This window comes from Caballeronia sp. LZ032 (assembly GCF_031451315.1).
Lineage (GTDB): Bacteria > Pseudomonadota > Gammaproteobacteria > Burkholderiales > Burkholderiaceae > Caballeronia.
Map to the genome: position 1 here is coordinate 455137 of NZ_JARUXP010000002.1, position 13526 is coordinate 468662.

Consider the following 13526-nt stretch of genomic DNA (forward strand, 5'->3'; position numbering starts at 1 on the left):
GATCATAACATCGTCGAGAAATTCGCTTGACAAATGTGTCGTATAAATTTGTACTATGACTTTGCGATGCGAGTCAGTCGTCTCGCATGCACCGACAACATACACCAGGAGATGGCATGAAGCAGATTGGCGTGATCGGGGTAGGGATGATGGGGCATGGTATCGCGAGCAACATCCAGAAGCACGGCTATGCACTGAACGTGCTGGAACATCCCGGCAACCAGCCGCTCGATGCGCTGCGCGCGGCGGGTGCGCGCACCACGGCTGATCCGAAGGCGCTCGCGGCTTCGGTGGATGTGCTGATCCTGTGCGTCACCGGCACGCCGCAAGTGGAGGACGTGCTGTTCAATCGCGGCGTGCTGGAGGCCTTGCGTCCGGGGACGGTGGTCATCGACTGCTCGACGGCCATTCCCGAATCGACCATGCGCATTGCGGCGGCGGTGCAGGACGCCGGCGCGCGCTTCCTCGATGCGCCCATGACGCGCACCCCGAAGGAAGCCGCCGAAGGCCGCATCAATCTGATCGTCGGCGGCGAGCGCGCGGTGTTCGACGAGTGCCTGCCTCTCTTGCAGACGTTTGCGGAGAACATCGTGTACGCGGGCGAGGCGTCCTCGGGGCATCGGCTCAAGCTGCTGCACAACTTCGTCTCGCTCGGCTTCTCTGCCGTGCTGGCCGAAGCCGCCGCGTGTGCGAACCGCGCAGGCGTGTCCCCCGACGTGCTCATCAGCGTGCTGGCGGCGGGCGGCGGCGACGGCGTCGTGTTCAAGCGATTGAAGCCGTTCATCGAGTCGGCGGACAGTTCCGGCTTCCGCTTCTCGATGTCGAATGCGCTCAAGGACATGAGCTATTACGTGGCGATGACGGGTGAAGTCGGCGCCGCGCATACGGCGGCCAGCGCAGTGCGCGAGGTGTATCAACAGGCCGTGACCGAAGGCGGCGAACACACGCCGGTGCCGGAACTGATCGCGCTGCTTACGGGCAACGTCGAGCAGGCCGCGTGATGCAGGCGGGCGCGCCGCGTAACGCATTGGGCTTCGACTTGCCGATCCTCGATGCGCACCATCATTTCTTCGATCTGTCCGACGGCCACTATCCGTGGCTCACCGACGCGTATAACCCGGACTTCTTCCTGGGCGATTACCGCGCGATCTGCCGCGACTTCCTGCCTGCGGACTATCGCGCCGCGACGGCGGGCTTCGACGTGATCGGCACGGTGCACATGGAAGCCGAGCGCGCCCGCAGCGAGCAGACCCGCGAGAACGATTTCCTTGCGCGACTGAAGGCGCATGAAGGCTTGCCGTGCGCGGCGGTCGCGCATGTGTACTTTACCCAGGACGATGGCGAAACGGTGCTCACCGCGCATGCGGCCCATCCGCTCGTGCGCGGCGTGCGGTCGAAGCCGGTGACGGCGCCGGATGCGGCCTCGAGCGTGCGTGGCCAGCCCGGCACGATGCAGGACCCCGCATGGCTGCGCGGCCTCGCCTTGCTCGCGCGCTTCGGTCTTTCGTGGGATTTGCGCGTGCCGTTCTGGCATCTCGAGGAAGCGGCCGAAGTGGTGCGCGGCATTCCGGATACGACGGTAGTGCTGAATCATCTCGGCCTGCCGCTGGACCGCTCGGAGCAGGGGCTTGCCGTGTGGCGGCGCGGCATGCGGGCGCTTGCCGATTGCCCGAACGTGCACCTCAAGGTTTCCGAACTCGGTCTGAAGGGCGGCGTGTGGGACAGCGCTAGCAACCGGCGCGTGGTGCGCGAAGCCGTGGACATGTTCGGCTATGAGCGCGCGATGTTCGCGAGCAACCTGCCGGTAGGCGGTCTCTCCGCGAGCTTCCCGCAAATGATCGCCGATGTGACCGGCGCGCTGCCCGACGCCACTGAAACACAGTTGCGCGCGCTGTTCGCGGAAACCTGCCGGCGTGTGTATCGCGTAGACGCGCCGTGAAACAAGCCTTTCCCAACGCATGATCATAAAGAAAACCCAGGAGACGAACATGCAGGCAATCGACGAGAACCGGCTCTTCCGGAAGATATCCACGCGAATTCTTCCGGTCCTCATGCTGGCGTTTTTCTTTTCCTATGTGAACCGCGTGAACGTGGGTTTCGCCAAGCTGCAGATGGCGAGCGACCTGCATTTCAGCGACGCGGTGTACGGCTTCGGCGCGGGCATTTTCTTCGTAGGCTACTTCCTGCTGGAAGTGCCCAGCAATATCATCCTGCACAAGGTGGGCGCGCGGCGCTGGATCTCGCGCATCATGCTGACATGGGGGCTGCTCTCGTGCGCGACGATCTTCGTCAAGACGCCGATGCAGTTCTACGGGATGCGCTTCCTGCTCGGCCTCGCCGAAGCGGGCTTCATTCCGGGCGCAATCTATTACATGAGCCAGTGGTATCCGGGCGCGCGGCGCAGCCGGGCATGGGGCGTGTTCTATGTGGCGCTGGCGTCGTCGGGTCTGTTCGGCAGTCTGGTATCGGGCGCGATCCTGCACTACATGAGCGATCTCGGCGGATTGCGGGGCTGGCAATGGCTGATCCTCTGCGAGGGTATTCCAACCTTGCTCCTCGGCGTGTACATCTGGTTCCGCATGAACGACAGCATCGCCAACGCGTCCTGGCTCTCGGACGACGAAAAGCGCCATCTGCAAACCGTGCTCGCCAGCGAGAACCGCCACAAGCTCGAAACGGGCTTCGGCGCGCTGCTCGCGAGCGGCCGCATCTGGGCGCTGATCGCCATCTATTTCGGCTTCACGATGGGCCTCTACGCAATCAGCTTCTGGATGCCGACACTCGTGCAACGCATGGGCGTGAAGGATGCGCTGAGCATCGGGCTGCTGACGGCGATCCCCAGCGCCTGCGCAATCGCCGCGATGGTGCTGATGGGCCTGAGTTCGAGCCGCCGCAACGATCTGCGCTGGCATCTGACGATCGCCTATGTCACCGGCGCATTGGGCTTCGCGCTGTGCGTCGTCTGGCAACATCAGCCGGTGCTCGGGATCATCGCGCTGTGCCTGGCGAACATGGGCGTGTACTCTATTCCGGCGCTCTTCTGGGGCTTGCCCACGGCGCTGCTGACCGGCGTCACGGCGGCCGCCGGCATCGCGCTGATCAACGCGATCGCCAATCTGGCGGGCTTTATCGCGCCCTATCTGATCGGTTATCTGAATACCGTGACGGGGCGCACGGACGTGGCGCTGATCGTCGTCGGCGCGTGCCTTGCGCTCGGCGCGGCGCTGGTGCTGCTCGTCACCCGCGAAAGCAGACTGGCCGCGGGTGGCGTCGACCGGCGCGCGGCCTGAATCATCGAATCGAACTGAAAGGAGACAGACATGGCAGGACCTTTGAGCGGCATGCGCGTGATCGAACTGGCGCACATCATGTCGGGACCCGTGTGCGGAATGATGCTTGCCGACATGGGCGCCGAAGTCATCAAGGTGGAAAAGATTCCGCTTGGCGACGATTCGCGGCGCTTCTCGCCGATGCTCGATAACGGCGAATCGGCTTCGTTCATGATCGTCAACCGCAACAAGCGCGGCATCGGCCTCAATCTCAAGACGGAAGGCGCGCGCGAAGTGCTGCGCAAGCTGCTCGCGAGCGCGGATGTCGTCACGGAGAACTATCGCGAAGGCACGATGGAGAAGTTCGGTCTCGGCTACGACACGCTGAAGGAACTCAATCCGGGTCTCATCTATTGCTGCATCTCGGGCTTCGGACGGACCGGTCCGTGGGCGGGCAAGGGCGGCTTCGACCTGATCGCGCAAGGCATGAGCGGCATGATGAGCCTGACCGGCGAGGAAGGGCGGCCACCTGTCAAGGCCGGCTCGCCGGTGGCGGACATCAACGCCGGTATCCTGGCCGCGCTCGGCATCTCGGCGGCCTACACGCACAAGCTGAAAACGGGAGAAGGGCAGGTCGTCGATACGTCGCTGTTCGAGGCCGCGCTGCAGCAGATGTACTGGCCCGCCGCGAGCTGGTTCGCGCAAGGGACCCTGCCGAAGAAGATGGGCTCGGCCAACACGACGAGCGCGCCGTATCAGGTGTTCGCGTCGAAGGACGGCTGGATCAACATCGGCGCGGCGAACCAGAGCAACTACGAACGCCTGCTGGCGGTGCTCGACATGCCGCAACTCGCCGCCGACCCGCGCTTCGCCGACAACGCCGGACGCATGGCCAATCGCGACGAACTCGTGCGCCTGCTGACCGAGCGCCTGATGACCCGCACGACCGACGAATGGATTCGCGCATTCGACGAAGTGGGCCTGCCCGCCGGTCCCGTGCTCGATGTCGCGCAGGCGCTGGAGCATCCGCAGGCGCAGGCGCGCGGCATGGTGGTGGAGTCGCATCATCCGCTCGCGGGCGACGTGAGGGGCATCGGCCTGCCGATCCGTTTCTCGGGCGGCAATGCGTCGCAATCGGGACTCGCCGCGCCCTTGCTCGGACAGCACACGCGCGAGGTGCTGCGCGAGATCGGCTATGCCGATCAACAGATCGACGCGATGCACGAAGCCGGCACGGTGTTCGCGCGCGGCGCCTGAAGCGGGATCGCCGGACTCATCACAAGGAATTCGCATGTTTCTCGAACTGACGCGACCGGAGCTCGTACGCACGGGCAATCTGATCGATGGTAAATGGAGCGGGGCGGCCGAAGACGGGCGCTATCCGGTCATCAATCCGGCCAGCGGCGAGCGCTTCGCCGAGGTCCCCGACAGCACGCCCGCCGATGCGCGCGCCGCGACCGATGCCGCCGCGCGCGCATGGCCCGCCTGGCGCGCGACGCTGCCGCGCGAGCGCGCGGCCATCCTGCGCCGCTGGCATGGGCTGATCCTGGAGAACCTGGAAGATCTCGCGCGCATCATGTCGACCGAGCAGGGCAAGCCGCTTGCCGAGGCGCGTGGCGAAGTGCGCTACGGTGCGTCGTATGTCGAGTGGTTCGCGGAGGAAGGGCCGCGCGTGTATGGCGACCTCATTCCTCAGCAGCAGCGCGGCAAGCGCATGAGCGCGGTGAAGGAGCCCATCGGTATCGTCGCGGCGATCACGCCGTGGAACTTCCCGCTCGCGATGATCGCCCGCAAGATCGCGCCCGCGCTCGCGGTCGGCTGCACGGTGGTCGCGAAACCCGCCGAGGACACGCCGCTCACCGCGCTGGCGCTTGCGCAACTCGCGCTGGAAGCCGGCTTGCCCGCAGGCGTGCTCAACATGATCTCGGCGTCGCGCGAACGGGGCGTGGCGGCGGTCGCCGACTGGCTCGCCGATGCACGTGTGCGCAAGATCACCTTCACCGGCTCGACGGCGGTCGGCAAACATCTTGCGCGTGAATCGGCGGGTACGTTGAAGAAGCTGTCGCTGGAACTGGGCGGCAATGCGCCTTTCATCGTGTTCGACGACGCCGATCTCGATGCGGCGATCGAAGGGCTCATGGCGTCGAAGTTCCGCAACGGCGGGCAGACGTGTGTGTGCCCGAATCGGGTGTACGTGCAGGCGGGCGTCTACGATGCCTTCGCGCGCAAGCTCGGTGAGCGCGTGGCGGCGCTGAAGGTCGGGCCTGCCACCGACGAGACCGCGCAGATCGGCCCGATGATCAACGCGCGTGCGGTCGAGAAGATCGCGCGTCACGTCGACAATGCGCTGTCGCTCGGCGCACGCGTGCTGACCGGCGGCCGCAGGCTCGATGCGATCGGTCCGAACTACTATGCGCCGACCGTGCTGCTCGACGCGCAAGACGGCATGGCCGTGTGCTGCGAGGAGACCTTCGGACCGGTCGTGCCGCTGTTCCGTTTCGAGCAGGAGCAAGACGTGATCCGCGCCGCGAACGACACGCCTTACGGACTTGCCGCCTACTTCTATACGCGCGATGCGCGGCGCATTCATCGCGTGTCGGCGCAACTGGAGGCGGGCGTGATCGGTGCGAACGAAGGCGCGGTGTCGAGCGAGGCGGCGCCGTTCGGCGGCGTGAAGGAATCGGGTTATGGCCGCGAAGGATCGCGCTACGGGCTCGACGACTACCTGTGCGTCAAGTATGTGTGCGAAGGCGGGCTCGATTGAACCGGCATGTCGATCTGAACGATCTGCGCGTGTTTCATGTGGTCGCGCAGAAGTCCAGCTTTGCGGCGGCCGCTGATTTTCTGTCGGTGTCTCCCGCTTATGTGAGCAAGCGCATCCAGTTGCTGGAAAGCGCGCTGGATGCGCCGCTGCTGTTTCGTTCGACGCGGCGCGTTGCGCTCACCGAAGCCGGCGAGCGGCTGTACCGGCGCGCGCAGAAGCTGCTCGACGATGCGGATCAACTGCTCGACGATGTGTCCGGCGTCAAGCACGCGCCGCGCGGCATGCTGCGAATTTCCAGCAGCTTCGGCTTCGGGCGGCGGGTGGTCGCGCCGGTGCTCGCGCGCTTCATCGAGACTCATCCGCAACTGAACGTGCGGCTCGATTTGTTCGACCGTATCGTCGATGTGGCCGCTGAAGGTTATGACCTCGATATCCGCGTCGGCAATGACATCGCGCCGCATCTGATCGCGCGGCGTCTTGCGACCAATCACCGGATTCTATGCGCTGCGCCGGAGTATCTCAGGGCGCGCGGCACGCCACGGAGTATCGGCGAGTTGCAGGCACATGAATGTCTGTGCATCAAGGAGCGGGATCATCCGTTCGGCGTCTGGCGTTTCGTCGTGAACGGCGAGGACATGCGGGTGAGAGTGAGCGGCGCGCTGGCTTCGAACGATGGCGAGGCCGCGGTGCAGTGGGCGCTGGCCGGGCGCGGCGTGATGCTGCGCTCGATCTGGAACGTGCGGACCTATCTCGACGATGGCCGGCTGATCCAGATTCTGCCGGAAGTCACGCAGCCCGCCGATGTATTCGCGGTCTATCCGTCGCGGCTCGCGACCTCGGCGCGGGTGAAGGCTTGTGTCGAGTTTCTGGAAGGGGCGTTCGGGGGCGGGGGCTGGTCGCCGGGCGGGTGACGTGCCGAGGTGGTTCCGGGGCTCTGGCAGCGTTGCTGTCAGATCAAGTCCTGGCCAACACCGCGAACACAGCCAATACAACTCAATGCACCTCGCACTGAATCCGACAGGCTTCCCAGACTCACAAAAGCGTAGTCCGGCGCTGCTGCGCCGGATGTTTTCTGGCAGGTCCGCACCGACCCGTTCCCGAACACACTCGCGCAGCAATCAACAGGTTGCGCGTTCCGGTGTGCGAAACCACGCGAACGCAAGGTGATGCGACTCCGCGAGTGAAGGCAGGGGGCGTGTTGACAAGAGCGACCGACGCCCTGGCAATTCCGGCGCGGGCGACGGACCCACGTACGCTCACCCCATGCGCGCCCTTGCGCGTACTTCGCAAGCAGTGACGCGCGTCTTCGACGCAGGCGCGCTTGCCTGTCTACGATCTCTCCAACATCGCAAAAGGCTGTCGTTCGTCTCGAGCGAACGGCATTTCCGGGCACGTGTAGCTTGGCCTTTCATGATGAGCTTTCCCTTGCGATCGAAGCCAAACTGTCACAGAATGATTGTTCATTTTCGTTCGTAATGTTCATAAATGAACGATTCAATGGCGAGTCCAGGCGAGGAAGAGCATGAATATCGGGATCATTGGCGGCGGAATCGGCGGGTTGGCGGCGGCAATCGCGCTGAAACAAGCGGGACATCAGGTAAGCGTGTTCGAGCAGGCCGAGCGCTTTGGAAGGGTCGGCGCGGATATCAACCTGACACCGAATGCGGTACGCGCGCTCGACGGTCTGGGTGTCGGCGTACAGTTGCGGGAAACGGCGGCGCGTCCAAACGCGCGTATCAGCCGGATGTGGGACACGGGCGAAGAAACCTCTCGGCTCGCGATGTCGGATGAAGCGGAACGCAAGTACGGTGCGCCCCAACTGACGATGCACCGCGCGGACGTCATGGCCGCGCTCGAGCAGGCCATGGCGCCCGGCGCACTGCACCTCGCCAAAAGAAGCGTCTCATTCGCCGATGCAGACGGCCAGGCAGGCGTGACGTTCGCGGACGGCTCGACGCAGGCTTTCGACCTGCTGGTCGGCGCCGACGGCATCCATTCCAGCGTGCGCAAGTTCCTGTTTGGCGAAGAACACCCTCAGTTCACCGGCATCGTGTCATATCGCGCGGTGGTGCCCGCCGAACGCCTGAGCGGCAGCAATCCTGGCGCGTTCGTCAAATGGTGGGGGCCCACCGACGATCTGCAGATCGTCACGTTCCCGCTCGATCGCGGCCGCAATGTGTTCATATTCGCGACGACGTCGCAAGCCGACTGGACGCACGAATCGTGGACCACGCCCGGCGATGCTGACGCGTTGCGGCGCGCCTATGCAAACTTCCATCCGCAAGCACGTGTACTGCTGGACGCTTGTGACACCGTGCTCGCGTCGGCCCTGTATATTCGCGATCCGTTGGCCAGTTGGACGGGTGCGCGCATGGCGCTGCTCGGCGACGCATGCCATCCGATGATGCCGTTCATGGCGCAAGGCGCGGGCATGGCGATCGAGGACGCTGTTGTGCTGTCTCGTGCGCTCGAGGGCGTCGAAGCCAGCGGGCTCGGCGCGGCGCTCTCGCGCTATGAACGCGCGCGTCAGGAGCGCACCGCCAGGATCCAGATCGGCTCGCGTGGCAACAACTGGCTGAAGACGGGCGGCAATGCCGACTGGGTTTACGGATACGACGCGTGGTCCGTGGCGCTGCCATGAGCCTCCTGCGCACGACTTGAACTGACCGGAACTATCTGAAGATGACCAAGCCATCGGACACTGCGAGCGCTTCCGGCGCGTCGGCAACGCCCGTCGAACGCGCGTTCAGCCTATTGCGCCATATCGCCGACGGCGGCTCGACCACCAATCTGAGCGAGGTCGCGCGGCAGATCAACGTGAACCGCGTCACGGTGATGCGGCTGCTCGAATCGCTGACGTCGGCCGGGTTGATCGAACCCGTTCCGTCCGGCGGCGGCCACCGGCTCGGCATGCCGTTCCTGACGCTGGCAGCGAGCGCGCTCGGCTCGGCGGATCTCACCTCGCGCGCGCGCCAGATCCTGCCCGAACTGGTCGCGAAAACAGGCTTGTCGGCGTATCTGGCTGTACTCGAAGGCACCGAACTGATCTATCTGTTGTGCGAGACGCCCGATACGCCGCTCGTCAGCCGCATTCGTGTCGGCAGCCGTATTCCGGCGCATCGCGCAACGCCGGGACTTGCCATGCTGGCAACGCTCGACGGGTCAGCGCTCGCCGACCTATACGCGCACAGTCCAGATGCAAGCGTCGCCGACCAGCCAGACTGGGAAGCGCTCAATGCCGCGCTCGGCAAAGTGCGCGAAACAGGATGCGCCTGGAGTTTTTCGGGCCTCGAAGCGGGAATCGATTCGTGCGCGGCGGCCGTCGCGGATCGCCGCGGCGGCGTGCTCGCCGCGCTGAGCGTAGCCGGTCCGGACATCGCATTTTTGAATGATGTTTCCCTGCGCGCAACGGTCGAAGCGAGCGTCAAGGCCGCCGCCAGTGCACTGTCCCGTTCCAGCCTTTAACGGGGTCGCTTCGTCCGTCTCTCCGTTCGGCGCTGAAATGTCCCGTTCGGGGAGAGGGCATCGTTTGAGAAGAGACGGCAGGCTACTTTTTCGAGCCCTAAGATTTTGGACGGCGGTTTATGCGACGCAAGGAACTGCCCAGCCGTTTCGCTCCGTTACGGCTTGCATGCAGCGCTATTGCAGCGGGCGCTGCGTGATGTATCCGACGGCATCGGGCGTCACTGAGGTGGCGAATGAGTGAGCATGCGCAAACGGGGCGCACCGGGGCCACCTGATATGCTCGCTCAGTGTGAACCGGACACTTCCGGCGTCGCCCAGGCGCGCGGCGAAAAGCCGGGCGTGGCTTTGCTCCCATTGCAGACGAATGCGGCGTGAGCATGGGATCGCGAGTGCCACGTGCTATTTTTTTCAAAGAACAAACGACCCGTCAGACAGACCAGCCGACAATGGCCAAACGAAATACCACTGATGCCGCACGCCGCGGTGCGCGGCAGCGCGAAGGCGAAGTGCGGGCCACCGCGGATGAGATCGTCGCGTCCGATCGTGCAGGATCGGACGAACCTATGGAGGAGCGGGGCGAGGAGGAGGCAGGTGCGTCCGCGTATCTCGTGCCAGGACTCGAACGCGGCCTGCGCATCCTGACCGAATTTTCCGCGCGCGAACCGGTGCTCGGAGCACCGGAACTGTCCCGCCGTATCGGCATTCCGCGCACCACGACGTTCCGCCTGCTTCAGACGCTCGAAACGCTCGGGTTTCTCGAGCGCGTCAACGGCGACCGCCAGTTTCAACTGGGTGTCGCAGTGCTGCGCCTCGGCTTCGAGTATCTGAGTTCGCTCGAACTTACCGATCTCGGCACGCCCGTGCTGGAGCGCCTGCGTGACACGACGGGCCTGAGCGCTCACCTGCTGATACGCGATGGGCGCGACGTCGTGTTCGTCGCGAAGGCGCAAACACGCGAGCCCATGTTCAGTTCCGTGAAGGTCAATGTCGGCACGCGTTTGCCCGGGCATGCCACTGTGCACGGCCAGGTGCTGATGGGCGACCTCACGCTTGCCGAACTGCGCGCGCTCTATCCGGAGAAGCAGTTCGAACGTTATACCGACCGCACGCCGGCCACCCTTGCCGATCTCTACGCGCGCGTGCGCGAAAGCGCCGAGCACGGTTTTGCGCTCAGCGAGGCTTCCTTCGAAACGGGCATATCGGTAGTGAGCGCGCCCGTGCGCGACCAGTCGGGGCGCATCGTCGCGGCGATTACCGTGACGGTGCCGCGCTCGAACATCGGCGGAGAGGCCGAACGTGCGCCATTGGTCAGCGCCGTGTGCGGCGCGGCGCTCGATCTGTCCACGCGCCTGAATTACCGGCCCGGGCCGAACGATCCTACGGCGTTGCTCGCGTCGCACCGCCGGGCGGTCCCGGCGGCCTGAAACACGCCGGCTGCCACAGCAGGCGAGGCCCGCGCTTCACGTGCCTCGCCGTGCATGCTTCGCGCGCAACCAGAACGAGCGGCGCATGCCGGTCAGCACGATCGCCTGATCCGGATGTATGCCCGCCGCCGTGAAGAGCGCTGCCTGCGCCTCGAAGTGGCGTGCTCGTAGAGCGCGTTCACGTACATCGGCGTGGACTTCGAAAGCGCGTGCACGTGGCCGGTCATGTGGTGTGTCCGGCGGTGGCCGGAGAGCGTAGAAGCCGCTGCGCCGCCCACCACGCTGTTGGCAACCATGAACTGACTGCGCCAGCCCTGCGTAGACCTCACTTTGATTTCGGTCGCTCCCGCCTGGGACCGAGAAGGCCGACCCATATGTTCCATAGGTGGTTAAGAATAACTTGGGTGGAACGTATTCGAAAACTTGCAAGTCATCGAGACACTTTCAGGAAGGCGGGATGAGTGCAGTCTCATGATCGCAAGGTATTGAATATCAAGCGTTTCGGCAACCTCGTCGAGCGTTTCGGGGAATTGGTACGGTGATTTTTTCGAAGCTACCTAAGTGTTTTCCCTGGAACAAAAGGATTTTTGTTTTTCCCTGAGAATCCGACTCATATAATGACCATATGTAAATCAATGTTCCACATAAGGAACAAGATGCAAGGCCGATAGCGGCAGCTGGTTGGAGTACGGCGCACGTGCCGGACATGCCGGCGACCTGTCCGGCGACACATCGCCGGAGTTCGTGTTCAACGGCGCCGCGTTGGCATGGACCCGCTGAAGCGCTGCTGTGCGAGTCGGGTTGCGGGGCGATCGTCGCTATCGCGTCCGATAGGGGCAGAGGGAGCCCCGGTGCTGTTCCTGCCTCCGGATGCCGCGCGCGTCGTAAGCGTGTAGTTGCTGCGGGTGAACGGCGGCTTTGTGATGAATTGACCTGGTCGGAGCGAAAGGAGAAAGCGATGGTGGATGCTGATATCGAACGCAAGTCGTGGGAGCGTCCCGAAGACGCCAGTTTTGACCGGTGGATGAACGGCCGCGTGGCGCGTCTCGAAACGCGCCGCTACGACTGGGACGCGCTGAAGTTTCAGGCCGACTACGACCCGACGTATCGCCGCGCGCAAATGCGCTATGTAGGCACGGGCGGCACGGGCGTGGCGAACGATTCGAACACCGTGCCCGCAGGCGGCTTCACGTTTTCGACGATGGTGATTCCGGCCGGCAACATCGGCCCGAGCCACATCCATACCGACGTCGAAGAAATTTTCTTCGTGCTGCGCGGCAAGTTGAAGGTAGTTTGCGAAAAAGATGGCGAGACCTGGGAAGCCGTGCTCGGCGAGCGCGATCTGATCTCGGTGCCGCCGGGCGTTTATCGCACGGAAATCAACGTTGGCGAGGAAGACGCGCTGATGTGCGTGATGCTCGGCTCGCCGAAGCCCATTACGCCGACATACCCGCCGGACTCGCCGCTCGCGAAGATCAAGCGTGACTTGAAAAAGTAAGGATGACAGATTGCCTGCTGCCGCAAACGAATCCATGAACGATATCCACCAACCCGCCTATAGCGCCGCCGCGCCTCTCGAAGCACGCAGCGCGCGCTTCCCGGCGCGCATTGCCGACGCGGGCGGAGTCATCGTCGCGTATCGCGAGGCGACAGCGGCACACGCGACACACGCGTTGCCGCTCGTGCTGCTGCATGGCCTCGGTTCGGGGGCGGGCTCCTGGGTCCAGCAACTCGAAGCGCTGGGCGGCACGCGCCGCGTGCTCGCGTGGGACGCGCCAGGCTACGGCGTTTCCACGCCGGTGGCGCCGGCCTCGCCGCGCCCCGAAGACTATGCGCGCGTGCTCGCGGGGTGGCTCGATGCGCTCGGCGTGTCGCGCTGTGTGCTGGTCGGGCACTCGCTTGGTGCAATCGTCGCGGGCGCGTTCGCCGTAGCGCATCCGGCAAGGCTCGGCGGCTTGCTGCTCGTTTCGCCGGCAGGCGGATACGGCGCGGCCACGCAAGCGCTGCGCGATGAGAAGCGCGACGCGCGTCTTGCCATGCTCGCCGAGCTGGGCCCGGCGGGCCTCGCGCAACGGCGCAGCCCAAACATGCTTTCCGCCTCCGCCGACGAGGCCGCGCGCGCATGGGTGCGCTGGAACATGTCGTGTGTGATTCCGCACGGCTACGCCCAGGCTACCCATCTGCTCGCCCATGCCGATCTCGCGGCCGATCTCGCGCATTACCGCGGCGTAGTGAGCGTCGCGGTGGGCGCCGAGGACACGATCACTTCACCCGCGGCCTGCGAACGCATTGCGAAGGCTGCGCGCACGCCGTTGCAGATCGTGCCGCACGCCGGCCACGCCGGTTATATCGAAGCCCCGCGGGCCTACAACGCGTTGATTGCCGCGTTCGCCCGCGCCTGCGACGCAAATCGGAGTCACTGAATGACGCTCGACTTCGCCAGCGCGGCACCCGACGCCGACGAGGACCGCAGCGACGCGCACTATCGCGTGCCGGGTCTGGCACGGGGACGGCGCATTCTCACTGAATGCTCGACGTGCCCAGATGGTCGCGCCGCGTGGGCATTCCGCGCACGACTGTGTTTCGCCTGCTGCAGACGCTGGA

11 protein-coding genes and 1 pseudogene are annotated in these 13526 nt (G+C 64.7%); all 12 read left to right on the forward strand.

The genetic code is table 11. From position 1 onward, the window contains the following. Positions 1-116: 116 nt before the first annotated feature. On the forward strand, positions 117-1001 hold the full coding sequence (locus QCE69_RS17555; RefSeq protein WP_309920877.1) for an NAD(P)-dependent oxidoreductase: 885 nt from the start codon (positions 117-119) through the stop codon (positions 999-1001). After that, the gene (locus tag QCE69_RS17560; protein WP_309932811.1) at positions 1001-1939 is read left to right on the forward strand and encodes an amidohydrolase family protein; all 939 of its coding nucleotides are present in this window, start codon (positions 1001-1003) and stop codon (positions 1937-1939) included. The genes QCE69_RS17555 and QCE69_RS17560 overlap by 1 nt, the downstream gene beginning before the upstream one ends. A gap of 49 nt (positions 1940-1988) precedes the next feature. After that, on the forward strand, positions 1989-3290 hold the full coding sequence (locus QCE69_RS17565; protein ID WP_309932088.1) for an MFS transporter: 1302 nt from the start codon (positions 1989-1991) through the stop codon (positions 3288-3290). Positions 3291-3320: 30 nt separating this feature from the next. Then, a complete protein-coding gene (locus tag QCE69_RS17570) occupies positions 3321-4526 on the forward strand; it encodes a CoA transferase (protein WP_309932089.1) in 1206 nt (401 codons plus the stop codon). A 34-nt stretch (positions 4527-4560) separates the two neighbouring features. After that, on the forward strand, positions 4561-6033 hold the full coding sequence (locus QCE69_RS17575) for an NAD-dependent succinate-semialdehyde dehydrogenase (protein WP_309932090.1): 1473 nt from the start codon (positions 4561-4563) through the stop codon (positions 6031-6033). Continuing rightward, positions 6030-6944 (forward strand): LysR family transcriptional regulator, encoded by a 915-nt coding sequence (locus QCE69_RS17580; protein ID WP_309932091.1) that lies wholly within the window; start codon positions 6030-6032, stop codon positions 6942-6944. The genes QCE69_RS17575 and QCE69_RS17580 overlap by 4 nt, the downstream gene beginning before the upstream one ends. 611 nt (positions 6945-7555) lie before the next feature. After that, entirely contained in the window at positions 7556-8674 is a 1119-nt protein-coding gene (locus tag QCE69_RS17585; protein WP_309932092.1) for an FAD-dependent monooxygenase, read from the forward strand. 41 nt (positions 8675-8715) lie between these two features. Next, complete coding sequence (locus QCE69_RS17590) at positions 8716-9498, forward strand: IclR family transcriptional regulator (protein ID WP_309932093.1); 783 nt, start codon at positions 8716-8718, stop codon at positions 9496-9498. A 563-nt stretch (positions 9499-10061) separates the two neighbouring features. Beyond that, entirely contained in the window at positions 10062-10922 is an 861-nt protein-coding gene (locus QCE69_RS17595) for an IclR family transcriptional regulator (protein WP_404987403.1), read from the forward strand. Between the two features lie 958 nt (positions 10923-11880). Next, a complete protein-coding gene (locus QCE69_RS17600; RefSeq protein ID WP_309932095.1) occupies positions 11881-12420 on the forward strand; it encodes a cupin domain-containing protein in 540 nt (179 codons plus the stop codon). 34 nt (positions 12421-12454) lie between these two features. Beyond that, positions 12455-13345 carry an alpha/beta fold hydrolase gene (locus QCE69_RS17605; RefSeq protein WP_309920899.1) on the forward strand — a complete coding sequence of 297 codons (891 nt, stop codon included), beginning with the start codon at positions 12455-12457 and terminating at the stop codon, positions 13343-13345. Positions 13346-13449: 104 nt separating this feature from the next. Beyond that, a pseudogene (locus QCE69_RS17610) lies at positions 13450-13509 on the forward strand (hypothetical protein); the annotation flags it as partial. Positions 13510-13526 lie beyond the last annotated feature (17 nt).